Here is a 26977-nt window from a genome sequence, read left to right as displayed (position 1 = left end):
GCGTCTGGATGGGTCCGCCAGGCCGCCCGACAATCGAGCCATGACACGATTTGACGGCAAGGTCGCGCTGGTCACGGGCGCGACGAGCGGCATGGGACTGGCGACGGCGAAGCGGCTCCTGGACGAGGGGGCGAGCGTGGTCGTCACCGGCCGCGACGACGACAGGCTGGCACAGGCGGTCAAGGAGCTCGACGGCGGCGACCGGGTGCTCGCGGTACGCGGCGACGTGGCGAGCGCGGGAGACCGTGACGAGCTGATGCGCCGGATCGCCGAGCGGTTCGGGCGGCTGGACGTGGTGGTGGCCAACGCGGGCGTCGGCATCTTCGCCCCCAGCGCCGACCTCACCGAGGCGGACTTCGACACCTCCGTGGACGTCAACTTCAAGGGCGTGTTCTTCACCGTGCAGAAGGCGTTGCCGCTGATGGGCGCGGGCGCCTCCGTGGTGATCAACGCCTCGTGGACCCTCCATCGCGGGCTGGCGATCGCGTCCGTCTACTCGGCCACCAAGGCCGCCGTGCACAACCTGGCCCGCACCCTCGCGGCCGACCTCGGCGGGCGCGGCATCCGCGTCAACTCGGTCAGCCCCGGGTACATCGACACGCCCATGTTCCGGGGCGCCATGGACGACGACGCCGCCGCGGCGGCCACGGCCCAGGTGGCGCTCGGGCGGCTGGGGCGCTCGGAGGACGTGGCGGCGGCCGTGGCCTTCCTGGCCTCCGACGACGCCTCGTACATCACCGGCCAGGACCTCGTCGTGGACGGCGGGCTTGTCGGGGTCGCGGGGTAAGTTCTGGGGGCATGACTCGAAGATCACGATTATGGTGGTCGGCCGCGCTGACGGCGACGGCGGCGGGGGTCGCCTACCTGCTGTCGCTGACCGGGGAGACCTTGGCGTTCGGATACTTCTCCAGCGGGTTCTGCCCCGGCGCCGACCTGCGCTGGGAGATCCCGGACAGGGTGTGGCCGCTGGTGGAACGGGTGCCGCTGCTCTGGTACAACGCGGCGCCGCTGATCGTGGCGGCCTTCGGGGCGCACTGGCTGACGACCCGGCTGGGGCGGCCCCGGATCGGGCGGGTGCTGGCCCGGGTGACCGCGGTGGCGACCCTGCTCCTGTACGGCCACGGCCTGATCGCGTTCGGCGTGGACATGGCGATCGACCGGCAGTGCCTGGAGATGTGGGGCGGCGTCGAGGGAGCGCGCTTCTTCCTCCAGAACGACGTCGCGCCCACGATCGCCGCCCTCTGCGTGCTGGTCGCCGCGCGCGGTCCCAGGCTCCGGACGCGCAGGATGGTGCGTTCGCGGTGGTTCCGGCGGGGTGTGGCGGGAGCGACGGCCCTGGGGGCGCTGGCGTTCCTCCCCGCCGCCGACCTGACCCCGGGGCCCATCACGACCGGCGGCTGCGAGTCCGGCACGGGCGCCTACCTCTGCGGGCTGCGCCAGGACGGCAGGTTCACGAAGATGGGCGACCACCTCGCCCTCGCCTACGGACGGCAGCGGTGCGCGGCCTTCCGCGGCGAGCCCACGGAGGCGTACGCCATCGCCCCGATCTGCCCGCCGGCGGCCGACGTGCTGCGGCGTGCCCAGGCCGCCGACCAGGCCGCCTGGGAGGCGGAGGAGGCCGCCGAACAGGCCGTGTGCGACCGCGCCAGGCACCGGCCGAGGATCAGGCCGGTACGCGTGGCCCACGACCGCATGCTGACCGACTACGGCGTGATGGAGGCCGACGAGACCGAGGAGGCGCTGGACGACGACCTGCTGAACAGGGCCCAGGACGACGGGCTCGTGGCCGCCCGGCGCGGCCACCTGCTGATCACCACCCACTCCGACTACACCAACTGCCTGACCGGTGAGGCGTACGACCGCCGGCCGCCGGTCGAGACCAAGGGCTGGGACCGGGTCGTGGAGCTCGGCTACGAGAGCCCGACCGGGGTGCTGGAGCTGGTGGAGGCCATGTCCGGGGAGGGGCTGCCGAACCTGGCCGTCCGGGGCGCGGGCCGCTATCGGGTCCGGGTGCACTACCGCGAGCCCGACTGGGAGGCGTGGACCCCGCAGCACGTCCTCGTCATGGTCTACCCCGGCAGGAGCGAGCGGGTGATCGACTATCGGTGAGCGACGAAGACCGTGAGGCCGGACAGCTCCTCCCGGTCCACCCGGTCGAACACGTCGCCGAGCGCGGCCCGTACCCGGTCCAGGTCGGCGTCGGACATGCGCAGGCCGCGCGCCACCCGGGACGGCGCGGAGCCGCCGTGCCAGGCGATCAGCGCCCGGCCGCCCGGCCGGGTGACGCGGTGCAGCTCGCGCACGGCCGGGGCGAGCTCCGGCCAGATCGCCACGGTGTTGACCGAGACCACCCGGTCGAACGCCCGGTCGGGGAAGCCGGTGTCGGAGGCGGTGCCGAGCCGCAGGTCGGCGGCGGGCGCGCGGCGGGCGGCGAGCAGGCGCATGTCGGGTGACGGGTCGACGCCGCACACCCGCGCGCCGGTCGCGCAGAGCAGCCGGGCCAGGCCGCCCGCGCCGTAGCCGATCTCCAGGACCCGCTGCCCGGGCCCGGCGGCGACCAGGGGCAGGATCTCCTTCTGGTGCCGATTCGTCCAGAGCATGAACCGGCCCGCCATCCGGCCCACCCACCCCACCGGATGCGTGAAGGGCGAGTCGTAGGAACGGCCGTCGATCCAGGATGTCGTGGTTGGCATGAATTCAGCCAAGCGGTTCAAGCCGGGTTGAAGTCAAATGGGAGACATGGACCTGATCCCGATCGGTGAGGCGGCCCGGCGGCTCGGCCTGAACGCCTCCGCGCTGCGCTACTACGACGAACGCGGGCTGGTGCGGCCGGTGGGCCGCAGGCAGGGCAGGCGCGTCTACGGCGTCGAGGAGCTGCGCCGGCTGGCCTTCCTGCGGACGGCGCAGCTTCTCGGCATCCCGCTCGACACGGCGGGCGCGGTGCTGGACGCGCCGGGAGCGCGCTGGCGGGAGGAGGTCACCGGCACGCTGGCCGCGCTGGACGCGCTCGTCGCCCGCGCCCGGACCGCCCAGGAGGTGCTGCGGCACGCCCTCGACTGCCCCACCGAGCATCCGGTGCGTGAGTGCGGCTTCCTGATGGGCGAGCTCGACCGGCTGCTCGACGGCGTGTCCCCGCAGCAGCTCGCCGCCGAGCACGGCCTGCGGGGCGCGGGCGGCCCGCCCGGTTTAGCCGCCGAGCCCTCCGGGCAGCCCTGACCTGCCGACTCGGGAGCCGCGGCGGGGATGAGGGGACGATGAGCGACTGTCCGCCGATCGGCGCGTACGCCTTCCTGTCCGACTGCCACACCGGCGCCCTCGTCGGCCCGGACGGCGCCGTCGAATGGATGTGCGCGCCGCGCTTCGACGCGCCCAGCCTGTTCGCCAGGCTGCTCGACCGGCGCGGCGGCGGCGCGTGGGAGCTGACCGTCGACGGCGCATCGGTGCGCGAGCGCCGCTACCTGGACGAGACGCTGGTGCTGCGGACCCGCTGGGAGGGCCCCGACGGCGTCGTGGCCGTGCACGACTTCCTCGCCACCACCGGCGACGGCGGTCTCGAACCCGTCCACCGGCTGGTCCGGCTCGCCACCTGCGAGCGCGGCCGGGCGCTCGTCCGCTCCCGCGTGCTGGCCAGGCCCGGCTACGCCACCCGCGACGCCCGCTGGACCCGGCGCGACGACACGCTCGTGGAGGACGACGGGGCGGTCCTCACCGGCCCGCCCGAGGCGTCGCTGCGCGAGGGCGAGTCCGTGGCGTTCACGCTCGCCTACACCGGCGAGCGCGCCCCCGCCGACGCCCACGCGCTCCTCGACGAGACCGTACGGTCGTGGCGGTCCTGGTCGGCACGGTCCGGCTACTCCGGCGTCGGCGCGGCCGAGGTGCGGCAGAGCGCGGTGGTGCTGCGCGGCCTGCTGTACGACGAGACCGGGGCGCTGCTGGCCGCCCCCACCACGTCGCTGCCCGAATGGCCGGGCGGCCCGCGCAACTGGGACTACCGCTACGCCTGGCAGCGCGACTGCGCGCTCACCGTCCTCGCGCTGCTGCGCCTGGACCACCGCGAGGAGGCGGGCCGCTACCTGCGGTTCGTGCTCGACCGGTGCGCGAGCTGCCACGACCGGCTGCCGCCCATGTTCGCCGTCGACGGGGGCGAGGTCCCCGGGGAGACGACGCTCGGCCACCTCGACGGCTACGCCGGGTCGCGGCCCGTCCGCGTCGGCAACGACGGCTTCCACCAGCACCAGCTCGACGGCTACGGCCACGTGCTCGACGCCGCCCTCGCCTACCACGACGTCACCGGCGACCTCACCGGCGACGAGCTGGACAGCCTGTGGCGGCTCGTCGACCAGTGCGCGGCCCGCTGGCGCGAACCCGGCGACGGCCCCTGGGAGGTGCGCCACAACCCACGCCACTGGACCTACACCACCCTGTACGCCTGGGTGTGCTTCGACCGCGCCGTCCGGCTGGCCGAGGCCACGGGCTCGACCGGCGCCCCGATCGACGCGTGGCGGCGCGAGCGCGACGCCGCCCGCGACGAGATCCTCACGCGCGGCTTCGACCGGGAGATCGGCGCGTTCACGCAGTCGTACGGCTCGCCCGACGCCGACGCGTCGCTGCTGCGGGTGCCGCTCGTCGGCTTCCTCGACTGCCGCGACCCGCGCGTGCTCGGCACCCTCGACCACATCCAGGCCCGGCTCGGCGAAGGGGGCGCCCTGGTCCACCGCTACGACCCGGACGCCACCGGCGACGGCGTCGACGGGCCGGAGGGGGCGTTCCTGATGTGCTCGTTCGAGATGGTGTCGGCGCTCGTGCTGGCGGGCCGTACCGCCGAGGCACGCGACCGGTTCGAGACGCTGTGCGCCCGCGCCCGCCCGCTCGGCCTGTTCGCCGAGGAGATGGCCGCCGACGGCGCCATGCTCGGCAACTACCCGCAGGCGTTCACCCACCTGGCCCTCATCGAGGCCGCCCTGAACCTCGACGCCGCCGGCCACACCGACGCCCTGCACGACTGGGCCTCCCACGCACGCGACGGGTTTGTCGGTCGCCGCGCCTAGTGTGCCCGGCATGACCGAGGCGTGGGCGGCAGTAGGGTCGGCGATCGACGCCGAGGACGCGGCCGCCTCCACGCCCTGCTCACCGGTTGAGACGTTCGGGGGTGCGTCGAAAAGTCTCCGGCTCCGGGGAATGGGTCAGGGGGGCTTGTGGTTATACACCACGTAGCCGGTGTGTCCAGTGTCCCCGGGCCTCACCTATTGCCTTCGCGGACTACCGTTCGGCTGGAGCCGCGTTGTGCCTTTCGCCGAGAGGCGACCTGCACATCGGTTTACACGTCGGGACGCCCGCCTTCCTCCGGGAAGGCGGGCGTTTCGGCGTTCTCAGGTGGAGTTGACGTACTTGCGGGGCCGCAGCGCGTGGGCGCGCAGGGCGGCCAGGGCGGCGAACTGGCCGGTGCGCGTCAGGCGGACGGCCAGGTCGTCGCCGAAGGCCAGGTCGAGGGCGGTGAGCTGGCCGACGAGGGCGTTGATGGGCGCGGACACGTCGTCCAGGCCCGTCGCCGGGTGCCAGCCCTCGCCGCCGACGACCTCGGCGACCCGTTCGCGGAGCTGGGCGGGTGACATGAGGACGCCGTCGGCGAGCAGCATCAGCGCCGCCTCCCGCGCCGACACCTCGAACTCGTGCTCGCCCCGGGCCAGCAGCAGCCGGGTGACGGCCTCCCACATGGCGTCGGGGGAGGCGAGCAGGGCGCGGCCGTGGTCGGTGATGGCCAGGCGGGAGCCGTCGCGGCTGAGCGCGCCCAGGTCGCGTTCGGCGAGTTCGCGCAGGCGCAGCGCCTCGGGCGAGGGCGCCAGGCGGAGCGGCAGGTTTATGTCGGAGGCGGCCAGCGACAGCAGCTTGTGCAGGGCGGGCAGCGGCTGCGGGGTCACGGGCGCGTACAGGCGGACCTCGAAGGGCTGGGCGAGCTCGCGCCGGGCGGGGCCGCGGCCGAGGACCCAGCGGTTGAGGCGTTCGCCGTGGACGCGGTGCAGCCAGCTGTCGCCGCCGAGGTCGGCGCGCGGCTCGGTGAGCCAGCGGCGGGTCAGGGCGACGCGGTCGACGCTCTCGCCGGCGACGATGGCGAGCTCCAGGGCGGCCGAGCAGGCGACGTGGGCGCCGAGCTCCTCCGGCCCCATGATCATGCTCCAGCGCAGTTCGGGCACGTCGGGCGGCAGGACGCCGGTGGCTTCGAGCGCCTCCTGGTAGGCGGCGGTGCCTGCTTCCTCACCCTCGCGGGCGTAGGCGCGCAGGATCTGCGCGGTGGTCGGCGAGACGCACAGCGCGGCGTAGCGTTCGAGCCCGCCGAGTTGCAGCAGCCTGCCCAGCGAGGAGGCCAGGCGCTCGTGGTCGCCGCCCACCTTGAGCGGCAGCGTGTACCAGAGGAATTCGCACACGTCGAGCTGGGTCACCGTTTCCAGCGGCTCGCCGCCGGTCAGCCATTCGACGGCGGTCCTGGCGTCGTCGGCGAGGTCCGGCTGGGACCGCTCCAACTCGGCGAGAAGCGCGGTGACGTCTGGTGCACTCATGCCTCGAAGTTTGCCGTATGGACCCCAGGCCTGACGATGACCGAATCCGGTGCGTATTGGGTCTTGCACAGCGACTACCCTACGAAATCACTATGTAATGGACTGTGACCGGGTTAGATCCATAGCTTGTCGAAGAGCATCCTCGCGTTCCAGTCGCTGTAGGGAATGACTTCGGCCGACAGTACAGGATGAAGCCACCAGAAGTTGATCAAAGCGAGCAGTGCGAAGGCTCCGACGAGGGCGGCGCCGGTGGTGCGGCGCATCGGGAGGCGGCCGTCGTCGGTGCGGACCGTGGGCCCTATCAGCCATCCGGCACACAGGGTGATCGCCAGCACCATGAACGGCACCATCGGGATCGCGTAGAAAAGGAACATTGTTCGGTTCTCGGCGAAGGCGAAGTAGAACCAGGGCAGCCACCCCATCGCGTAGGCGAGAAGCACGGCCCCGGCCCGCCAGTCGCGGTTGCCCACGTACCAGGCGATGAGCGTCACCAGGGCGGCCAGCGCGCCGAACCAGATCACCGGCGTGCCCACCCCGAGCACCGCCTCCGAGCAGTCGGGAGCCCCGCACACCTGCTGCTTGCCCTCGTAGTGGAAGGCGACGGGCCGCAGCAGCAGCGGCCACGACCACGGCTCCGACATGTAGGGATGGGAGGTGGCCAGGTCGTTGTGGAAGCTGAAGACCTGCCACTGGTACTCCACCCAGGAGCGGGCCGAGTCGATGAGGAAGAAGAACGGGTTGCCCGACGAGGTGGCCTGGTCCCACTTGCGCCCGTAGCCGGTGGCGGTGGCGAACCAGCCCGTCCAGGTCGCCATGTACGTGACGAACGGCACGAGGGCGAAGGCGACGACCCCGTTGGGCACGTCCTTGGCGAACGCCCCCTGGTAGGGGTGGCGCAGGCCGACTGCCCGGCGCGCCCCGAAGTCCCACAGCAGCGACAGGATCGCGAAGGCCACCGCGAACGCCAGCCCCGACCACTTGACCCCCATCGCCGCGCCCAGGCAGACCCCGGCGGCGATGCGCCAGGGCCGCCAGCCGAGCGAGGGGCCCTGCGGGGTCAGCGGCGAGCTCTCGTACCAGTCGACGAGCTTCTCCCTGGCGCGGTCGCGGTCGACCACCAGGCAGGCGAAGGCGGCGAGCACCCAGAACATCAGGAAGATGTCGAGCAGCGCGGTGCGCGAGAGCACGAAGTGCAGCCCGTCCAGCGCCAGCAGCAGACCGGCGAAGCAGCCCAGCAGCGTCGAGCGGGTCATCCGCCGCGCCACCCGCGCCAGGATCAGGATCGACAGCGTGCCGATGACCGCGGCGGCGAAGCGCCAGCCGAACGGGGTGAGCCCGAACAGCCACTCGCCCGCGCCGATCATCCACTTGCCGAGCGGCGGATGCACGACGTAGGAGGCGCACGGCCCCAGGTCGTCGGTGCACTTCTGCCAGATGTCGGTGTTGCCGGCCAGGATCGCCTTGTCGGCGTCCTTGATCGTGACGCGCTCGACCAGCCAGGTGATCAGCGAATAGCCGTCCTTGGCGTAATAGGTCTCGTCGAAGACGACGGCGTTCGGGTGTCCCAGCCCGGTGAAGCGCAGCACGCCGCCGAAGACGGTGACGAGCAGCGGTCCGATCCAGCCCCACAGCGCCTTGCCGGGCATCGGGGGGATCATGCGCGCGCGCACGGACGAACCAGGGGGACTGCTCGCGCCAGGCTTCGGCTCGCCGCCGGAGGTCTGGTACGGGAAATCGGTCACCGCCATTCGGCCATCGTACGGTGCGGAAGCCGGTGCTTACCCAAGAAACACGGGGCAATCCGGGTGCCCTGTCACAATGGTCGGGTGACACGACAGGGCAGGTTGGTGCTGGCAGGGGCCCCGATAGGCCAGGCGGGCGACGTCTCGCCGCGGCTGCGCGAGGTGCTGGAGAGCGCCGACGTGGTGGCCGCGGAGGACACCCGCAGGCTGCGCAGGCTGGCCGGGGAGCTGGGGGTGGAGATCGGCGGCCGGGTCGTGTCCTACTACGACGCCAACGAGGCGGGCCGCGCGCAGGAGCTCGTCGAGACGCTCAAGGACGGCCGCACCGTCGTGGTGATCACCGACGCGGGCATGCCGGGCGTCTCCGATCCCGGCTACCGGCTGACCAGGCTGGCGGTCGACGCGGGCGTCACGGTGACCGCGCTGCCGGGGCCGAGCGCCGTCACGACGGCGCTGGCCGTCTCGGGGCTGCCGAGTGACCGGTTCTGCTTCGAGGGCTTCCCGCCGCGCAAGGCCGGCGACCGGGCCCGATGTCTGGCCGCGCTGGCGCGCGAGGAGCGCACGATGGTGTTCTTCGAGGCGCCGCACCGGCTGGACGACTCGCTGGCGGCGATGGCCGCCGCGTTCGGCGACGACCGGCAGGCGGCGGTCTGCCGCGAGCTGACGAAGACCTACGAGGAGGTCCGGCGCGGCGGCCTGGGCGAGCTGGCGGCCTGGGCGGCGGACGGCGTGAAGGGCGAGATCACGGTCGTGGTCGCCGGGTTCACGCCCGACGACGGGCCGCCGGACATCGACGCGCTCGTGGCCGAGGTGGACCGCCGGGTGGCCGCCGGGGAGCCGGCCAAGACCGCCGTCGCGGACGTGGCCAAGGGCGCGGGCGTGCCCAAGCGCGAGCTTTACGACGCGGTTCACAGAAGATCCTCGACGCCATAGTGTGCGGATCGTGAAGAACTGGGGGGTTTCGCGGCAGCGCTTGGTCCCGCCCATGCAGGAAGGCCCGCTGTGGGGCTGGCTGGGCCCGGTCCTCGTGGCGGTCTTCGGCGGGATCCTCCGCTTCTTCCGGCTCGGCGAGCCGCACGCCGTCGTCTTCGACGAGACGTACTACATCAAGGACGCGTACGCGCTGCTCACGTACGGCGCGGAGCGCGCGATGCTGGGCACCGCCAAGGACCCCGTCGCCGACAAGCGGCTGATCACCGGCAACCTGGACATCTTCAAGCAGTGCGCCGACGCCCATGAGTGCGCGCTCTATGTCGCGCATCCGCCGCTCGGCAAGTGGATGATCGCGGTGGGCGAGTGGCTGTTCGGCATGACGCCGTTCGGCTGGCGGTTCGCGGCGGCGCTGGTGGGGACGCTGTCGATCCTGATCCTGGCCCGGGTGGCGCGGCGGATGACCCGCTCGACGCTGCTGGGCTGCTTCGCCGGTCTGCTGCTGGCCCTGGACGGGCTGCACTTCGTGCTCTCGCGCACCGCGCTGCTCGACATCTTCCTGATGTTCTGGGTGCTCGCCGCCTTCGCCTGCCTGGTGGTCGACCGCGACCGGGCCAGGGAGAAGCTCGTCGACTGGTACGAGGGCGGTCCGGGGCCGTCGCTCGGGCTGCGGCCCTGGCGCATGGCCGCCGGGGTCTGCCTGGGCGCGGCGTGCGCGGTGAAGTGGTCGGGGATCTTCTTCCTGATCGCCTTCGCCGTCATGTCCCTCATGTGGGACCTGGGCGCCCGCCGCGCCGTCGGCATGCGGCAGCCGTACCGGGAGACCCTCGCGCTCGACGGGCCCCGCTGGCTGGCCGCGCTCGCCGCCGTGCCCGCGATCACGTACGTGCTGTCGTGGACGACCTGGTTCGTCACCGACAACGGCTGGGGCCGCAACTGGGAGCAGGCCACCTCGTCCGGGCCGCTGTTCTTCGTCGTCGACTCGGCCCGGTCGTGGCTGGAGTACCAGTTCCAGGTGCTCGGCTACCACACCGGGCTGACCGACTATCACCCGTACATGTCCGAGCCGTGGACGTGGCCGCTGCTGTTCAGGCCGGTGTCGTTCCACTACCCGACCGGCATCCCGCCGTCCGCCTGCGGCTCCGACGCCTGCTCGCAGGCCGTGCTCGGCGTCGGCACCCCCGCCCTCTGGTACGGCTCGGCGCTGGCGCTGCTCGGCCTCGTCGCCTGGTACGTCTCCAGCCGCGACTGGCGGGCCGGGGCCGTGCTGCTGGCCTACGCGGCGGGCTGGCTGCCCTGGTTCTACTACGCGCTGGCGCAGAACCGGACGATGTACCTGTTCTACATGATCCCGCTGGTGCCGTTCATGGCCCTGGCGGCCACGCTCGTCGCCGGGCTCGCGCTCGGCAAGGCGGACGCCGCCCCGGCGCGGCGAGCGGCCGGGGCCGCGGCCGTGGGGGCGTTCGCGCTCATCGTCCTGATCAACTTCGGCTGGCTCTATCCGGTGCTGTCGGCCGAGACGATCACGCAGGCGGAGTGGTGGTCGCGGATGCTCGTCGACTCCTGGGTGAAGACGGCGCCCAAGTGACGCCCCGCCGCAGCGTGATCGCCGCCGCGATGCAGGCCAGCGGCACGGCGGGCAGCACGTAGCGGTAGTCGAACTCGGCCGTCGCCGCCGGAGCCAGCAGCAGCCCGAACGCGCCCAGCCACGGCAGCACCACCGGCCCGCCCAGCGTCCGCCAGCGCACCGCGATGCCGTAGAGGCCGATCAGCATGATCCCGGCGAGCATGATGCCGCGCAGGTAGAACACCTTCTGGTAGCCGCTCATGATGTCGGCCCAGGGCGAGACGATCTTGGTCTCGGGCGGCCCCTGCTCGTAGGCGAACGCGTCGGTGTGGGTCCAGCCCTGGTAGGACGGCCAGTTGGGCAGCCGCTTGGGATTGCCGGTGCTGTCGAGCTCGTAGTAGGGCTTGAACTCGTACATGTTGTAGGTCGCGGCGTCGGGGAAGACCGGCCGGCCCCAGTGGAAGGAGCGCAGGAAGTCGCGCGCCACCACGCCCAGGTAGTCGCCGGGCTGCGACATGATCGCCCGCATGGCGAACGCGCTGGCCGCCTCGTTGGTGACGTCGGTGAACTTCTTGCCGGTGCCCCAGCGGTGCAGCACCTCGCCGGTGCCCTCGCCGTCGCCGCTGCCCTGGCCCCACAGATACCACTGCGCGTAGTCCTTGCGCTCGTGCACCGGGTCGTTGATGCACAGCAGGACGAGCTCGACCTCCTTGTAGGGGTCGATGTTCATCTTGTCGCAGTCGGCGAAGATCGCGGTGCGCATGTAGAGGATGAGGCCGTCGCTGTTGGTCATCGCGAATTTGCCGAAACTTGCCGCGAACCACCCCATGTAGGCGGCGACCGGCAGCGCGCAGGCCGTCACCACGGCCGCGACCGGCTTCCAACCGGTGCGCTTGACCAGCAGGTAGAGCACGACGAGCGCGAGGATCGGCAGCCCGATCGAGCGGGTCAGCCAGGTCAGCGCCAGCAGCAGTCCGACGACCGCGCCGACCTTCCACGACATGCGCCGGTTCCACAGCACGAGCGTGATCACGCCCACGACCAGCAGCGTGAACATGGAGTCCGACATGATCAGCTGTTCGAGCTGGATCTGGTAGGCGTCGAACAGCACCGGCGCGGCGGCCAGCGTCGCCCCCCACTTCGGCAGCGCGAACTTGCGCCGCAGCAGCGCGTAGATCAGCGCCGCCGTGGCCAGGCCCATCAGGTGCTGGGTCAGCGTCACCAGCGTGAAGCTGTGGAACGGCTTGAGCAGCAGCAGCCAGAACCCGTAGCCGTCGGGCCGGATCGGGTGCGGCCGGGGGTGCAGCGCCACCGACACGTACTCGTAGGAGTCGTTGAACCACATCGCCGGGCCGTAGCCGAGCATGGTGATCAGCCGCAGCACCGCACCCGCGGCGAACGCTGCGGCGAACACCCGATGACGGCCCAGGAAAGCCCGCGCACGAGCCGTCCGGCCTGGGGCGGAGTGGTCCACAGGGGTAATCTCCGCGACGCTCACCATGCTGTAAAGAATGCCAGTCGTTTCGGTGACTTGCCCCGACCATGGACGGGCACACGGCATGATGGTGTGCTGGAAGAGCCTTAACTGAAGGGTTGAGACGTGGAACTGACGGTGGTCATGCCCTGCCTCAACGAGGCGGAGACCGTGGAAGTCTGTGTGCGCAAGGCACTGGCGTGCATGGAGGAGCACGGCATCGAGGGCGAGGTCCTGATCGCCGACAACGGCAGCACGGACGGCTCGCAGCAGCTCGCCCGTGACGCCGGCGCCCGCGTCGTCCACGTGGACGAGAAGGGCTACGGCAACGCCCTGATGGGTGGCATCCGCGCCGCGCGCGGCCGCTACGTGATCATGGGTGACGCCGACGACTCCTACGACTTCACCTCGTTGCTCCCGTTCGTCGAGCAGTTGCGCGACGGCGCCGACCTCGTGATGGGCAACCGGTTCAAGGGAGGCATCGCCCCGGGCGCGATGCCGCCGCTGCATCGCTACCTGGGCAACCCGGTGCTCTCGTTCATCGGCCGGCTGTTCTTCCCGTCGGCGATCGGCGACTTCCACTGCGGGCTGCGCGGCTTCCGCCGCGACTCCATCCTCAAGCTGCACCTGCAGACCGGGGGCATGGAGTTCGCCAGCGAGATGGTCGTGCGCTCGACGCTGTCGGGGCTCGACGTGCGCGAGGTGCCGACCACGCTCTCGCCCGACGGCCGCTCCCGCCCGCCCCACCTGCGCTCCTGGCGCGACGGCTGGCGTCACCTGCGCTTCCTGCTGCTCTACAGCCCCAAGTGGCTGTTCTTCTACCCGGGCATCCTGCTCATGGTGCTGGGGCTGGTCGCGGGCACCGCGCTGACGTTCGGGCCGGTCGAGATCGGCGAGCTGGCCTTCGACGTCGACACGCTGGTCGGCGCGTCGGCCGCGGTGGTGATCGGCTTCCAGGCGGCCCTGTTCGCGCTGTTCACCAAGGTCTACGCGGCCGAGGAGGGCTTCCTGCCGGAGTCGTCCCGGGTGCGCAGGCTCATCGACATCGTCAGCCTGGAGAAGGGCCTGATCGTCGGCGGCCTGCTGGCCCTGGCCGGTCTGGTCGGCCTGGTGGCCTCGCTGGTCCACTGGCAGGTGCGCGACTTCGGCGAGCTCGACCCGCGCGAGTCGCTGCGCCTGGTCGTGCCGTCGGCGACGGCGCTCATCATGAGCTTCCAGACGATCTTCGCCTCGCTGTTCATCAGCATCCTCGGCATCCGCCGCACCCGCGAGTCGTCCATCGACGTCGCCGCCAAGGCCGCCGAAGAGGCCGCCGAGGCCGTCACACGTGAGGAAAGTTCGGCAACCTCGCGCTAGCAATTCGTTCGAGGCGCGCGGCGTCGGCCCGTAGGCTTGGACCCATGTCCCAGCACATTCTGACCGCCGTCGCGTGGCCGTACGCTAACGGCCCCCGCCACATCGGGCACGTCTCCGGGTTCGGCGTGCCGTCCGACATCTTCAGCCGCTACCAGCGGATGGCGGGCAACAAGGTGCTGATGGTCTCCGGCACCGACGAGCACGGCACCCCGATCCAGGTGCAGGCCGACAAGGAAGGCGTCACGGCCAGGGAGCTGGCCGACCGCTACAACCGCGTCATCGCCGAGGACCTGACCGGGCTGGGGCTGTCCTACGACCTGTTCACCCGCACGACGACGAAGAACCACTACGCCGTCACGCAGCAGATCTTCAAGGGTCTCTACGACAACGGCTACATCTTCCCCAAGACCACGATGGGCGCCATCTCCCCGTCGACCGGGCGCACCCTGCCCGACCGCTACATCGAGGGCACCTGCCCCATCTGCGGCTACGACGGCGCGCGCGGCGACCAGTGCGACAACTGCGGCAACCAGCTCGACCCGATCGACCTGATCAACCCGGTCAGCCGCATCAACGGCGAGACCCCGGTCTTCGCCGAGACCGAGCACTTCATGCTCGACCTGCCCGCCTTCGCCGAGGTGCTCGGCACCTACCTGCAGTCCAAGCAGGGCGAGTGGCGGCCCAACGTGCTCAAGTTCGCCCTCAACCTGCTCGGCGACCTGCAGCCGCGGGCGATCAGCCGCGACCTCGACTGGGGCGTGCCCATCCCGCTCGACGGCTGGCGCGACCAGCCCAACAAGCGGCTGTACGTGTGGTTCGACGCGGTCATCGGCTACCTGTCGGCCTCCATTGAGTGGGCCAGGCGCTCCGGCGACCCCGACGCCTGGCGCCAGTGGTGGCAGAACCCCGACGCGCGCGGCTACTACTTCATGGGCAAGGACAACATCGTCTTCCACGCCGAGATCTGGCCGGCGATGCTGTTCGGCTACAGCGGCATCGGCGCCCGCGACGGCCGCCCGGGCGAGCTCGGCAAGCTCGACGTGCCGTCCGAGGTGGTCTCCAGCGAGTTCCTGACGATGGAGGGCAAGAAGTTCTCCTCCTCCCGCCAGGTCGTCATCTACGTGCGCGACTTCCTGGCCCGCTACGACGCCGACGCGCTGCGCTACTACATCGCCGTGGCCGGGCCCGAAAACCAGGACACCGACTTCACCTGGCAGGAGTTCGTCAACCGCAACAACGGCGAGCTGGTCGCCGCGTGGGGCAACCTGGTCAACCGGTCGATCTCCATGGCGTCGAAGAACTTCGGCGTGGTGCCCGAGGCCGGCGACCTGACCGACGCCGACCGGGCGCTGCTGGAGCGCTCGCGCGGCGCGTTCGCCCCGGTGGGCGCCGAGCTGGGCCGCTCCCGGTTCAAGAACGCCATCACCGAGGCGCTCGACGTGGTCCGCGAGGCCAACAAATACCTGGCCGAGCAGGAGCCGTGGAAGCTCAAGGACGACCCGGAGCGGCAGAAGTCGATCCTGCACGTCGCCCTCCAGGTGGTCGACGACGCCAAGACGATGCTGACGCCGTTCCTGCCGAGCTCGTCCAACAAGGTCCACGCCATGCTGGGCGGCCAGGGCGTCTGGTCCGGCATGCCGGAGATCCGCGAGGTCGACGAGGACGGCGGCCAGTCCTACCCGATCATCACCGGCGACTACGACGGCGCCGCCCGCTGGGAGCACCGGCCGATCAAGCCGGGCACCCCGCTCGCGCCGCCGGTGCCGCTGTTCAAGAAGCTCGACCCTAAGGTCGTGGACGAGGAGCTCGCGCGGCTGGGCGAGTGACGCCGTAGTCGGGCAGGGAGACGGCCTCGGCCGTCTTCCGCACCGACCTGGCGATCGCCTTCTTCCACGGCATGTAGGGCAGCAGCTTGTAGTTCTGGTTGATCAGCCAGGCCATGAGCCTGCTGTCGGGCACCATGAACTTGCTGACGCCCTCGCCGGACTTCTGGCAGGCGGTGGCGTAGCCGCGCATGACCCGCTCGTAGCGGGCGAACGCGGCCGGGTGGTCGGCCCCGGCCGCGGCGATCTCGCCCGCCAGCACGTACGCGCCGACGACGGCCAGCCCGGTGCCCATGCCCGACAGCGGCGACGGGCACCAGGCGGCGTCGCCGAGCAGCGCCACCCGCCCCCGTGACCAGCGGTCGAGCCTGACCTGGCTGGCGGAGTCGAAGTAGAAGTCGGGCGCCCCGTCCATCGCGGCCAGCAGCCGGGGCGTCTCCCAGCCGACGCCGGCGTAGACCTCCGCCAGCAGCCGCCGTTGCGCGGCCACGTCCCGCCGGTCATGATCCAGCGGCTGCGAGGCGAACCAGAACATGGCCTTGGCCTCGGCGTTGTGCCTGGCGCTGTAGACGCCGACCGTCCGGCCCGGCACGTTGTAGGCCAGGCCGCTGTGGTCGAGCCCCAGGTAGTTGTCCAGGGTGAACACCGCGCAGTAGAGGCCCAGGTGGTGGACGAGGCTCCGCTCCGGGCCGAACGTCAGCGCCCGCACGTTGGAGTGCAGGCCGTCGGCGCCGATCACCAGGTCGAACCGCCGAGCCGCGCCGCTCTCGAACGTCACCTCCCCGGCCTCGGAGATCGAGGTGATGGAGTCGCCGAACACGTACTCGGTGTCGTCCCTGGTCGCCTCGTGCAGGATCGCGGCCAGGTCGCCGCGCAGGATCTCCACGTCCCCGGCGAACAGGTCCTCGGGCATGCGGGTCAGCTTCCTGCCCGCCTCGTTGACGTTCCAGGTGGCGCCCATCCGGGTCCGTTCGCGTTCGACGGCGTCGAGCAGGCCCATCCGGCGCAGCACCGTCAGGTGCGCCTCGCCCCGGAAGTCGACGGCGTAGCCGCCCGCGCGCAGGGCGGGCGCGCGTTCGACGATCGTGGCGCGGTGGCCGTGGCGGGTGAGCCAGAAGGCGAGGGCGGGGCCGGCGACGCTCGCGCCGGAGATCAGGATGTCCATGCGGCCGAGCCTGCCCGGCGGCGCTCACCGGCCGCTCACCGGTGAGTCACCGGCCTCAGCGGCTGATCGAGCGCAGGGGTGAGGCCGCCACGGCCGCCGGGGCGACCCCGGCGAGCAGGCACGCCTCGGCGATGCCCAGGCCCGCCCCCTCGCCCCTGACGCGCGCGTACTCAGGCTCGCCGAGCAGGTCGCGCACGGCCGCGGCGGCGCGCGCCACCTCGGGGTCGGCGGACTCGGCGCCGCGGATCCCGGCCGCGGCCCCCAGCAGCCTCGCGGCCCGCCCGGCGTCCGGGACGGTGGCGTACGTCTCCAGCACGGCCAGCGCCTCGATCGGCCGGGCGCACTCGGGGATCGCCCCCACCGTCAGCGACACCTCCACGGCCTGCACGAACGCGGCCCTGGCCGCCGTAAGGTCGCCCTCGGCCCGTGCGAGCCTGCCCATGCCCACCAGCAGCCGCGCCCTGCTGCCCGAGCTCTTGAGCCACTGCGGGTCGGCCAGCCGCACCGCCTGCTCGTAGAGGCCGCGTGCCCCGGCCAGGTCGCCCTCCTGGTAGGCGGCGTCGCCGAGCCCGCGCAGCGCCGTGCCGACGTACGTGGGCAGCCCGACCCGCCGCGCCACCTCGGCGGCCCGCTCGTAGTCGGCCCTGGCGCCGGCCAGGTCGTGGCGGATGCGGTAGTCGCCCCGGTTGCACAGCAGGTCGGCCAGGTCCTCGGCGGCCCCCAGCCGTTCGGCCAGCGCCACCGCCTCCTCGACGCGGGCCAGCGCCGTCGCGTCGTCGCCGCGCACACTCGCCATCCAGGCGAGCGCGTCGAGCACCAGCGCCGCCCCCCACCGGTCGCCCAGCGCCCGGAAGCCGGCCAGCGCCGTGTCCAGCCCGCGCTCGGCCGCGCCGAAGTCGGCCTCCGCCATCTGCGGGTAGGCCCACACCAGCCGGGAGACGGCCCGCTCCCACGGGTCGGGGCTGGCGGCGGCCTGCCGGATCACCCGGATCGTGATCTGCGGGTGGTCGCCCCCGGCGGTGACCATCGGCCACAGGAACGCCAGCAACGGCCTGCGCCGACCCCGCTCGCCGCGCGTCACCAGCGTCTCGGCGGCCCGGGTCCACGGCTCGCGGACGGCCGGGGTGAGGCCGCCGCTCACCGCCGTCAGCAGGCACAGCACGTAGTCGTCGCCCAGCTCGGGGTCGGGCACGTCACCGGCGGCCTCCAGCAGCGCGAGCGCCGGTCCGGCGGCGGCGCTCCGCATGCCGCGCATCCACAGATAGGACGACATCGCCCCCAGCAGCCGCATCCCGGTCGCCACCTCGCCCGCCTCGACGGCCCACCCCAGGGCCGCCATCAGGTTGTCGTGCTCGGCAGCCAGCCGCTCCAGCCGGTCGAGCTGCCCCTCGCGCCGCAGGTGGGCGTCGGCCTCCTCGGCCAGGGCCAGGAAGTGCTCCGCGTGCGCGCGGCGTACGGCGGGCTCCTCGGCGGCGAGGTGTTCGGCGCAGAAGGCGCGGATGGTCTCCAGCATCCGGTAGCGGCCGCCGGAGACCTCCACGAACGACTTGTCCGCCAGCGAGTCGAGCAGCTCCTCCGCCCCCGGCAGCGCGCACACCCGGGCAGCCGCCGAGGCCGTCGCCCCGCCGGGGAACACCGTCAGCCGGCGGGCCATCGCCTGCTCGCCGGCAGTCAGCAGGTCCCAGCTCCAGGCGACCACGGCACGCAGCGTCCGGTGGCGGGCGTCGGCGGTGCGGCTGCCCCGCGACAGCAGGCGGAACCGGTCGTCGTGGGCCAGCCGCCCGGCGAGCTCCGCGGGCTCGTGCGTACGGGTGCGGGCCGCGGCCAGCTCGATCGCCAGCGGCAGCCCGTCGAGCGTGGCGCAGATCCGCGCCACCGCCTCACCGGCCGCGAACCCCGGCCGGACCGCCGACGCCCGGTCGCTGAACAGCCGGACGGCGTCGTCCGGGGCGAGGGGCCGCACCGGCCACAGGTGCTCGCCTGTGACGTTCAGCGGCTCGCGGCTGGTGGCCAGCACCCGCAGGCCGGGACAGGCCGCCAGCAGCCGTTCGGCCAGCGCGGCGGCCTCGCAGACCAGGTGCTCGCAGTTGTCGAGCACGAGCAGTAACGCCCGCTCGCCGATCACCTGGACCAGGCGGGTCTCGTCGGCGGCGCCGCCCGGCCGCACCGGGCCGAGCAGGCCGTTCTCGCGGACGCCGAGCGCGGCCAGCACCGTGCGCAGGATCGCGCCGCCGCCCGCCACCGGGGCCAGCGCCGCCAGGCACACGTCCGCGTACGGCCGGGCGACCTCCACCGCCAGCCGGGTCTTGCCCGCGCCTCCCGGGCCGAGCAGCGTCACCAGCCTCGCCTCGCCGAGCAGCGACCGCACCGCCGCGACGTCACGCTCGCGGCCGACGAAGCTGGTCAGCGGGGCGGGCAGGGCAGGCCCGGCGGGCGCGGGCTCGCCGTGGAGCAGCGACCGGTGCAGCCCGGTCAGGGCGGGCGACGGGTCGGCGCCGAGCTCGTCGGCCAGCACCCGCCGGGCCCGCTCGAACGCCACCAGCGCCTCGGCCTGCCTGCCCACGGCCTGGAGGGCGCGCATGAGCTGCCCGCGCAGCCGCTCGCGCAGCGGGTGGCGGTCGATCAGCTCGCCCAGCTCCGGAATCACCTCACGCGGGCGGCCCCGCAGCAGGTCGGCCTCGATCCGGTCCTCCAGCGCCTCCAGGCGGCGCTCCTCCAGCGCCGCGCCGAAGGCGGGATCCAGGTCGGCCACGGCCGGCCCGCGCCAGAGCGCCAGCGCCTCCCGCAGCAGCCTCGCCGACAGCCCGGGATCGCCCGGCAGGGCGTCACGCCCCTCGGCGGCCAGGCGCAGGAAGCGGTGGGCGTCCACGTCGTCGCGGGCGACGGCCAGCAGGTAGCCGGCGGCCGACAGCTCCACCGCCACGCCGTCGCGCCGCAGCCTCGACACCTGCGACTGCAGCGCGTGCCGCACGTCGCCCGGCGGGCGGTCCCCGTACAGGACGTCGATCAGCCGCTCGCGCGGCACGACCTGGCCCGGGGTGAGCAGCAGGCAGGCCAGCAGCGCGCGCCGGGCCGGCCCGCCGAGCGCCACCTCGGAGCCGTCCGCGCGCCACGCGCGGGTGCTGCCGAGGATGCCGAAACGCATGGAAGCTACCTTAGGAGGCGTGAGCAAGATTCCCGCCGCCCCGGAGCCGCTGTCCGCGCAGGTGTTCGACAGCCACTGCCACCTCGACATCATGGTGGGCGACCGGCAGGCGTCGTCCGGCGACCCCGTGGCGCTGGCCGCGCAGGCCGCAGAGGCGAGCGTGCGGAGCATCCTCGACGACGCCCGCGCCGTGGGCGTCACCCGGCTGGTGACGATCGGCTACGACCTGCCGTCGTCGCGGTGGAACGCCGAGGTGGCCGCCGCGCACGACGGCGTCTACGCCGGGGTCGCGGTGCACCCGAACGAGGCCCACGACGCGACTCCCGAGGTGCTGGCCGAGATCGAGGCGCTGGCCGGGCGGCCCGAGGTGCGGGCCGTGGGGGAGACCGGGCTCGACTACTACCGCGACTGGGCGTCCAAGGAGGATCAGCACGCGAGCTTCCGCGCGCACGTCGAGATCGCCAGGCGCACCGGCAAGGCGCTGGTCATCCACGACCGCGAGGCGCACGACGACGTGCTGAAGGTGCTCGCGGAGGCAGGGCCGCCGCCGGTGGTGGTGTTCCACAGCTTCTCCGGCGACGCCGACCTGGCCAAGAAATGCGCCGACGCCGGATATTTCATGTCCTTCTCCGGGCCGGTCACGTACAAGAACGCCGGCTACCTGCGCGAGGCCGCGCAGGTCGCGCCCGCCGAGCTGATGCTCGTCGAGACCGACGCCCCCTACCTGCCGCCGGTCCCGCACCGGGGCAAACCCAACGCGCCCTACCTCATCCCGCTCACCCTGCGCTGCCTCGCCGAGGTCAAGGGCGTCCATCCTGACGCGCTGTGCGAGACCATCAGCGCCAACGGAATCACGGTCTTCGGCGAGTGGTAGCCATGATTCGGTGAAGCCGCGGCGGCGGAGGTTCCGCCGTCACTACCGTCGGGCGCCTGAAGCTCAACCGGAGGTCGCCCGTGCGAGGAAAGCGGCGTGCCCCGCGTCCCAAGATCCCCTGGCGCTCGCCGTGGACGCCTGTGGTGTGCCTGGCGGGCGTGGTGACCGTGACCGCCATCGCGGTCATCGGCAGCCTGGCCAAGGACGTGGTGCTGGTGGTCGACGGCGAGCCGAGGGCCGTGCGGAGCTTCGCCTCCTCGGTCCTCGAACTGCTCGGCGACCAGGGAGTCAAGCTCGGCAGGGACGACGTCGTACGTCCCGCCGCCCATGCGCAGGTCATCGACGGCGCCCGCATCGAGATCCGGCGCGCTCGGCCGATCACGCTGACGGTCGACGGCCGCACCACGCGGCGGGTCGTCACCGCCACCACCGTGCGCGGCGCGCTGGCCGAACTCGACATCCCGGCCGGCCGCCTGTCGGCGCCGCGCCACCGCCACGTGCCGCTGACCGGCATGTCGCTGACCGTCTACACCAAGCGCACCGTGTACGTGTTCGCCAACGGCAGCACCCGCCGGACCCGCACCACCGCGAGGACCGTGCGCGAAGCGCTCCGGCAGAGCGGGATCCCGCTCCAGCCGGGCCAGCAGGTGCGGCCTGCCGCGCACACGTTCCCGGCGGAAGGCACCGTGATCACCGTGCTGCCGCCGCGCACCGTGCCCGTCGGGCTGGAGGTCATGCGGCTCAACTGGGCGGCGCTGGCCCACTGCGAGTCACGCGGCAACCCCAAGGCCGTCAACCTGCACGGGCCCTACTACGGGCTCTACCAGTTCAGCCTGCCGATGTGGCAGCTCGTCGGCGGCACCGGCATGCCGCACGCCTGGCCCGCCGAGGAGCAGACGTACCGGGCGCAACTGCTCTACCAGAAGGTCGCCGGCAAGTGGGAGGGCCAGTGGCCGAACTGCGGGGCACACCTGTTCGGCACGCCTGCCGTCTCGTCGGCCAGCGCCTCAACCGGCCAGTGAGACGCCGAAGTCCGCCCCCTTCCGAGGCTGGACCGCGCGCAGGCCGTCGGCGTTGCGCGCGGCGACCGACACCGAGCCGTACGGGGCCGCGTCCGGCCGGCCCGCGTACAGCTTGTTGCCGCTGAAGGCCAGCGCCCAGCCGGTCAGCCCGCCGGCCGGCGCGAACCGCCGGTCGTCGGCGCCGTCGGCGGCGTCGACCACGCGCACCTCGCCGCCGTACGGGGCGCCGATCGCCAGCCTGCCGTCGTCCGAGGCGGCCAGCGCGAACCCGAACGCCTCCCCGCCGCCCTGCCGCACCTGGACCTTCGGGGCCAGCTTCTCGTCGTAGAGCTGCACGTACCCCGCCCCCGGAACCCCCACGGCCGGCCCGGCGCCCGCCACCCACGCCACCGCGTAGCCGTAGCGGTCACCCGAGGCGTCGGTGGGGGAGTCGAGCTTGACCGTGGACAGCCGCGCCGCCAGCGCGTCCGCGACGACCACCACCGAGCCCGAGTCGACCTTGCCCTCGGCCACCTGCCGGCCCGCGCCGTCGTCGTTCTCGTACGGCACGCCGACCACCAGGCCGTTGCCCGGCCCCATCGCCAGCGACCAGCCGAACTGGTCACCCACCTCGCTGTTGCCCCGCACGTCCACCGACTGCTGGCTGATCCGGCGCAGTGCCCCGGCGCCCTTGCGGACGTAGACGGCGCCCGCGTCGGCGAGCGTCCCGTCGTCCTCGTACGGCGCGCCGATCGCCACCAGGTCGTCCCGGGCCGCCAGCGACCAGCCGAGCCGCGCGCCGCGCTGCGGCCCCGGCGCCACCAGCCGCTGCGGCTCCGCCGCCCCGCCGCCGTGAATCACGTACGCGGCGCCCGCGTCGGCCGTGCCCGCCACATCCGTGTAGGGAGCGCCCACGACCAGGTCGGCGCAGGCGTCGCCGTCGACCTTGGCCAGCGCCACCGACCAGCCGAACCCGTCGCCCTCCGCCAGCCCCGGCACCTCGACCGGGACGACCTTGTCGCCCGAGATCACGTATGCGGCGCCGCGCCGATCGTCCGCGAACGGGTCGCCCACCGCCACGTCGTCCACCCCGTCGCCGTCGAAGTCGGCGGTCCCGCCGCACGCCGACCCGACCGTCTGGACGGACAGCGGGCTCAGCGCCAGCAAGAGAACCAGCAGGATCTTCACAGCCTGACCTCGATCTGGTCGCCGTCCTTGAGCATCGTCGCCGACAGCGCCACCGGCTTGCGGTAGAGCGGCAGGTCGAACACGAACACGCCGTCGATCCGGTCACCCGGCCCGAGCGCCGCCACCCGCGGCCCGCCCTCCAGGGGGCCGTGGCTGCCGCCCTGGTCGTCGCGGAGCGTCACGGCCGGGTCGCCGAGCTCGCGTGACGTGCCGCCGGGGTTCAGCACGGTCCAGCGCAGCACACAGAGCTGGCCCTGCGTCTGCGTCCGGCCGTCGTACTCCTTGAGGCCGCACTCGGGCGCGCTCGGCACGATCAGCATCGGGTCGTCGAACCCCGCGCCCAGCGTGAACCGGCGGCCCACGTCCCCGGCGGGCTGCCCGGCGGCCACCGGCGACGCGCTCGCCCCCGGGCCGCCCCCGTCGCGGCCGGAGGTCGCGATCAGCACCGCGCCGGTGACGGCGATGGCCAGCAGGGCGGCCGCGCCGGCGATCAGCCACCGCGTGCCGCGAGGCCGCTGGTGACCGGGGTCGGTGGCGCTGTCGGGAGGAGGCAGCGTGTGGTGGGCGGCTTCCTTCTTCTGCGGGTCGGGCGCGGCGGGGCGCACGGCGGTCGTGTCGCCGGGCGGGGCGGGGCGTACGGCGGTCGTGTCGCCGGGCGGGGGCGTCGTGAAGGTGGCCGTGATGTCTGGTTCGTCCACCACGTTCTGCGGCGCCCGCCAGTCGCTCAGCACCTCGGTCGCGACCAGCGTGGGCGGGTTCGCCGACGTCGGCGCGGCCCCTCCGACCAGGGCGAGCACCAGCTCCTGCGCCGTGGGCCGCCGCGCGGGCTCCATGTCGGTCGCGCGCCGTACCAGCTCGTCCAGCGGCGCGGGCAGCACCCCCAGGTCCGGCTGCAGGTGCAGGACCCGGGTGGCGAGCGTGATCGGGTCGCCCCGCCCGAACGGATGCCGCCCGTTGCCCGCGTACGCCACCAGGCACCCCCACGCGAAGATGTCCGCCGCCGGGGTCACACTCTGCCCGCGCACCTGCTCCGGCGCCCACCACCCCGGGCTGCCCAGCAGCTCACCGGAGAGCGTGAACCCGGTCTCCCGGTCGAGCGCCCGCGCGATGCCGAAGTCGATCACCCGGGGCCCCGACAGCGACAGGATGACGTTCGCCGGCTTGAGGTCGCGGTGCACCAGCTCGGCGACGTGGATCGCGGCCAGCGCCGCCGCCACGCCCAGCGCCACGCCGTGCAGCGGCCCGGGGTCCAGGGCCCCGTACGTGGCGATCTGGTCGGAGAGCGGGGTGCCGGCGATGTACTCGGTCACCATGTACGGCCTGCCGTCGCCGGTGTCGCCGTTGTCCAGCACCTGGGCCGTGCAGAACGACGCGACGCGCCGGGCGTTGTCGACCTCCGCGTGGAACCGGGCCGCGAACCCCTCCTGGTTGGCGAACTCGGCCTTGACCACCTTGACGGCCACGAACCGCCCCGTCGGCGCCCGGGCGAGGAACACGGTCCCCATGCCGCCTTCGCCGAGCCGCCCGAGCAGCCGGTACGGTCCGATCTCCCGCAGATCCGTGGGGCGAAGCGGGGCGGCGCCCGTTGGCTCCATGAGGGACGTCCCTTCCTGTTCCACCCATCCTCCCCTCACCGGCCCCCGTTCGCCACCGCAGGTTCTTCGATGCGGGAGACTGTATGGATGATGAGGCTGCTGGGCCCCGCAGAAATACGTATTTTGGCGAACAAGCTAGATCTGCGGCCCACCAAAAAGCTAGGCCAGAACTTCGTGATCGACGCGGGGACCGTCCGGCGGATCGTCCGCGTGGCAGAGGTGACGGCCGACGACGTGGTCATCGAGGTGGGTCCCGGCCTCGGCTCCCTCACGCTCGCGCTGCTGCCCGAGGCCCGTCACGTGGTGGCCGTCGAGATCGACCCGGTCCTGGCCGGGCAGCTTCCGCTCACCGTCGCCGAACGCGACCTCTCGGACAAGCTCACCGTCGTGGGCGCCGACGCCATGAAGATCACCGAAGCCGACCTCGCCGGACACGCCCCGACCGCGCTGGTCGCCAACCTGCCCTACAACGTGGCAGTCCCGGTGGTGCTCCACCTGCTGGAGGTGCTGCCCTCGCTGCGCAAGGGGCTGGTCATGGTGCAACTGGAGGTCGCCGACCGGCTCGCCGCCGCGCCGGGCTCCAAGGTGTACGGGGTGCCGTCGGTCAAGGCGGCCTGGTACGCCGACGTGCGGCGGGCCGGGCCGGTGGGGCGCTCGGTGTTCTGGCCGGTGCCGAACGTGGATTCCGGCCTGGTCTCCCTCACCCGCCGCGAACCGCCGTCCACCACGGCGTCGCGGGAAGAGGTGTTCGCGGTGATCGACGCGGCCTTCGCCCAGCGCCGCAAGACGCTCCGCGCGGCCCTGGCCGGCTGGGCGGGCAGCCCGCCGCAGGCGGAGGCGGCGCTGCGCGCGGCAGGCGTGGACCCCTCGGCCCGGGGCGAACAGCTCGACGTCGAGGCGTTCGCCCGGATCGCCGAGAACCGCCCTTAGCCTCTAGGCGTCGTGCGCCGGGTTGTCCACAGAACCTGGTTCGGGTCGATGAGGCCCGGGTTCACCGGACGATCCTGGGGCCTCCCGTTTCAACGACAGGAGGCCGACCATGACCGTCCACCAGACCATCCCCGCCGCTGTGTTCGCGGCTGCCCTCACCACCGCGCTCGCCCTCCCCATGTCCCCAGCGGCGGCGTCCGCGCCGGGAGACCCGTGCCCCGCGTCCGCCTCCGCCGCCGTCGCCTGCGCGGTCATCCGCCTGAAACCCGGCGCCCCCACCACCAAGGGCGCCGTCGCCGCGGCCGCCGCCCTGGCCCGGCTCGGCACCCCCTTCTCCTGGGGCGGCGGCTCCCCGTCCGGCCCCACCCGGGGCATCGGCAGAGGCGCGTCCACGGTGGGCTTCGACTGCAGCGGCCTGACCCTGTACTCCTGGGCCCGCGCGGGCGTCCGGCTCGGCCACTACACGGGCGCCCAGTTCCGCCAGGGCCGCCGCGTCCCGCTGACGGCCCTGCGCGAGGGTGACCTGGTCTTCTTCGGCGGCGGCTCCGGCGACCCCACCCACGTGGGCCTCTACGTACGCGGCGGCGTCATGGTGCACGCCCCGAAGACCGGCGACGTGGTCAGGACGACCCGCTTCCTCGACAACCCCTACTTCCGCGCCACCTACCGGGGCGCCGTCCGCCCGGGCTGACCCGCCTCCCGCCCAGCGCAGGTCTCGACCAGCGCCTTCACCAGGGGCGCCAGCAGCTCCCGGTCCTCCTCCCGCGCGGGCTCGTACTCGGTGATCCCCAGCCCCGCCACCGGGTGCCGCTCCGCGAGCGCCCGCACCATGCCCAGCAGCTCCTCGGGCAGCAACCCGCCGGGCACCGGCGCCCCGACGCTCCCGAACACCCCCGGATCCAGCACATCGAGGTCCACATGCACGTACACCACCTTGCCCGCCGCCCCGTCCCCTCCGACACCCGCCCCGACGCCATCCCCGCCGCCCGCCCCGCCGTCCGCCCGGCCGGCCGCCTCGACGGCGTCGAGCAGCGCACCCACGTCGGCCCGCCGCACGTGCCCCACGCCCGCCGCCCGGACGAACTCCACCTCCCCGGTGTCCAGATCCCGCACCCCCGCGAGCACGATCCGCCCCGGGTCCAGCGGTGGCGCCGCCACGAGCCCCACCGGCCCCTCCCCGGTGAGCGCCCGCAGCACCATCCCGTGATACGCCCCCGACGGCGACGACTCAGGAGTGTTCAGGTCGCCGTGCGCGTCGAACCACACCACCACCAGCCGCTCGCCGTACTCCCGCAGCGCCGCCTCGACCGGCGCCAGCTCCACCCCGCAATCGCCCCCCACGACCACCACCAGCCCGGACCCGTCCGCCGTGGCGAGGGCCGCCCGCACCCGCCCGGCGGTCACGGCCAGATCGTCGTCCACCACGTCCACCCGCACCCGCGTGCCGGCCGGGACCATCCCGGCCAGCAACCGCGCCCCCTCACGCAGCCGTTCCGCCGTCGGCGCCCCGGACCCCCGCCACTGCGGCACCTCGACAACGGTCACTTCACCCATGACCCCCACCCCTCCCACAAACATCGCGAACCGCCCCATCATCCCGCCCAGCGCCCGCCGCCACACCCCCCGCCCGCGC

Annotated in this window: 21 protein-coding genes; 12 read left to right on the top strand and 9 right to left on the bottom strand. The window is 73.1% G+C overall.

From position 1 onward, the window contains the following. Positions 1-40: 40 nt before the first annotated feature. Together ACWDXC_RS31840 and ACWDXC_RS31835 are read left to right on the top strand one after the other, a co-directional pair. Complete coding sequence (locus ACWDXC_RS31840) at positions 41-787, top strand: SDR family NAD(P)-dependent oxidoreductase (RefSeq protein ID WP_219500276.1); 747 nt, start codon at positions 41-43, stop codon at positions 785-787. An 11-nt stretch (positions 788-798) separates the two neighbouring features. After that, positions 799-2109 carry a hypothetical protein gene (locus ACWDXC_RS31835; RefSeq protein WP_449987872.1) on the top strand — a complete coding sequence of 437 codons (1311 nt, stop codon included), beginning with the start codon at positions 799-801 and terminating at the stop codon, positions 2107-2109. On the opposite strand, the gene ACWDXC_RS31830 is transcribed toward ACWDXC_RS31835, so the two are convergent. Then, a complete protein-coding gene (locus ACWDXC_RS31830; protein ID WP_449987869.1) occupies positions 2100-2693 on the bottom strand; it encodes a class I SAM-dependent methyltransferase in 594 nt (197 codons plus the stop codon). The two genes, ACWDXC_RS31835 and ACWDXC_RS31830, sit on opposite strands and share 10 nt — an antisense overlap. Positions 2694-2739: 46 nt before the next feature. Between ACWDXC_RS31830 and ACWDXC_RS31825 the strand changes: the two genes are divergently transcribed. Continuing rightward, entirely contained in the window at positions 2740-3216 is a 477-nt protein-coding gene (locus ACWDXC_RS31825) for a MerR family transcriptional regulator (protein WP_449987867.1), read from the top strand. A 38-nt stretch (positions 3217-3254) separates the two neighbouring features. Next, complete coding sequence (locus tag ACWDXC_RS31820; protein ID WP_449987864.1) at positions 3255-5048, top strand: glycoside hydrolase family 15 protein; 1794 nt, start codon at positions 3255-3257, stop codon at positions 5046-5048. Positions 5049-5369: 321 nt separating this feature from the next. Here the strand turns inward: ACWDXC_RS31820 and ACWDXC_RS31815 are convergent, their stop codons facing one another. Together ACWDXC_RS31815 and ACWDXC_RS31810 are read right to left on the bottom strand one after the other, a co-directional pair. After that, the gene (locus ACWDXC_RS31815) at positions 5370-6554 is read right to left on the bottom strand and encodes a hypothetical protein (RefSeq protein WP_219500282.1); all 1185 of its coding nucleotides are present in this window, start codon (positions 6552-6554) and stop codon (positions 5370-5372) included. 113 nt (positions 6555-6667) lie between these two features. Further along, positions 6668-8302 (bottom strand): dolichyl-phosphate-mannose--protein mannosyltransferase, encoded by a 1635-nt coding sequence (locus tag ACWDXC_RS31810; RefSeq protein ID WP_219500285.1) that lies wholly within the window; start codon positions 8300-8302, stop codon positions 6668-6670. A gap of 78 nt (positions 8303-8380) precedes the next feature. On the opposite strand from ACWDXC_RS31810, the gene rsmI reads away from it, so the two are divergent. Then, positions 8381-9229 carry a 16S rRNA (cytidine(1402)-2'-O)-methyltransferase gene (gene rsmI / locus ACWDXC_RS31805; protein ID WP_449987861.1) on the top strand — a complete coding sequence of 283 codons (849 nt, stop codon included), beginning with the start codon at positions 8381-8383 and terminating at the stop codon, positions 9227-9229. 52 nt (positions 9230-9281) lie between these two features. Then, the gene (locus ACWDXC_RS31800; RefSeq protein WP_449987858.1) at positions 9282-10814 is read left to right on the top strand and encodes a dolichyl-phosphate-mannose--protein mannosyltransferase; all 1533 of its coding nucleotides are present in this window, start codon (positions 9282-9284) and stop codon (positions 10812-10814) included. On the opposite strand, the gene ACWDXC_RS31795 is transcribed toward ACWDXC_RS31800, so the two are convergent. Continuing rightward, a complete protein-coding gene (locus ACWDXC_RS31795) occupies positions 10750-12207 on the bottom strand; it encodes a hypothetical protein (RefSeq protein WP_364177081.1) in 1458 nt (485 codons plus the stop codon). The genes ACWDXC_RS31800 and ACWDXC_RS31795 overlap by 65 nt on opposite strands. Positions 12208-12393: 186 nt before the next feature. Here ACWDXC_RS31795 and ACWDXC_RS31790 point away from each other — a divergent pair, with 186 nt between their 5' ends. Both ACWDXC_RS31790 and metG read left to right on the top strand, forming a co-directional pair. Then, positions 12394-13623, top strand: a complete 1230-nt coding sequence (locus tag ACWDXC_RS31790; RefSeq protein WP_364177078.1) for a glycosyltransferase — start codon at positions 12394-12396, stop codon at positions 13621-13623. A gap of 44 nt (positions 13624-13667) precedes the next feature. Next, positions 13668-15449, top strand: coding sequence for a methionine--tRNA ligase (gene metG, locus ACWDXC_RS31785; RefSeq protein WP_219500293.1), 1782 nt, complete (start codon positions 13668-13670; stop codon positions 15447-15449). Here the strand turns inward: metG and ACWDXC_RS31780 are convergent. Then, entirely contained in the window at positions 15409-16611 is a 1203-nt protein-coding gene (locus tag ACWDXC_RS31780; RefSeq protein WP_449987854.1) for an FAD-dependent monooxygenase, read from the bottom strand. The two genes, metG and ACWDXC_RS31780, sit on opposite strands and share 41 nt — an antisense overlap. Before the next feature lie 55 nt (positions 16612-16666). Beyond that, a complete protein-coding gene (locus ACWDXC_RS31775) occupies positions 16667-19756 on the bottom strand; it encodes a BTAD domain-containing putative transcriptional regulator (RefSeq protein WP_449987852.1) in 3090 nt (1029 codons plus the stop codon). 19 nt (positions 19757-19775) lie between these two features. On the opposite strand from ACWDXC_RS31775, the gene ACWDXC_RS31770 reads away from it, so the two are divergent. Then, a complete protein-coding gene (locus ACWDXC_RS31770; protein WP_449987849.1) occupies positions 19776-20630 on the top strand; it encodes a TatD family hydrolase in 855 nt (284 codons plus the stop codon). An 80-nt stretch (positions 20631-20710) separates the two neighbouring features. Next, entirely contained in the window at positions 20711-21652 is a 942-nt protein-coding gene (locus tag ACWDXC_RS31765) for a ubiquitin-like domain-containing protein (RefSeq protein WP_449987846.1), read from the top strand. On the opposite strand, the gene ACWDXC_RS31760 is transcribed toward ACWDXC_RS31765, so the two are convergent. Both ACWDXC_RS31760 and ACWDXC_RS31755 read right to left on the bottom strand, forming a co-directional pair. Further along, positions 21638-22819, bottom strand: coding sequence for a hypothetical protein (locus tag ACWDXC_RS31760; protein ID WP_449987843.1), 1182 nt, complete (start codon positions 22817-22819; stop codon positions 21638-21640). The genes ACWDXC_RS31765 and ACWDXC_RS31760 overlap by 15 nt on opposite strands. Further along, the gene (locus tag ACWDXC_RS31755; RefSeq protein ID WP_449987840.1) at positions 22816-24414 is read right to left on the bottom strand and encodes a protein kinase domain-containing protein; all 1599 of its coding nucleotides are present in this window, start codon (positions 24412-24414) and stop codon (positions 22816-22818) included. The genes ACWDXC_RS31760 and ACWDXC_RS31755 overlap by 4 nt, the downstream gene beginning before the upstream one ends. A gap of 90 nt (positions 24415-24504) precedes the next feature. Between ACWDXC_RS31755 and rsmA the strand changes: the two genes are divergently transcribed. Continuing rightward, complete coding sequence (gene rsmA, locus ACWDXC_RS31750; protein ID WP_449988048.1) at positions 24505-25344, top strand: 16S rRNA (adenine(1518)-N(6)/adenine(1519)-N(6))-dimethyltransferase RsmA; 840 nt, start codon at positions 24505-24507, stop codon at positions 25342-25344. Positions 25345-25453: 109 nt separating this feature from the next. Continuing rightward, positions 25454-26035, top strand: coding sequence for an NlpC/P60 family protein (locus tag ACWDXC_RS31745; RefSeq protein WP_449987837.1), 582 nt, complete (start codon positions 25454-25456; stop codon positions 26033-26035). Here the strand turns inward: ACWDXC_RS31745 and ACWDXC_RS31740 are convergent. Further along, entirely contained in the window at positions 26008-26898 is an 891-nt protein-coding gene (locus ACWDXC_RS31740; protein WP_449987834.1) for an arginase family protein, read from the bottom strand. The genes ACWDXC_RS31745 and ACWDXC_RS31740 overlap by 28 nt on opposite strands. Between the last annotated feature and the right edge of the window lie 79 nt (positions 26899-26977).

The organism is Nonomuraea sp. NPDC003214, from assembly GCF_053590035.1.
The sequence above is the reverse complement of the archived record's forward strand: the minus strand, read 5'-3'. Positions and strand labels throughout refer to the sequence as shown.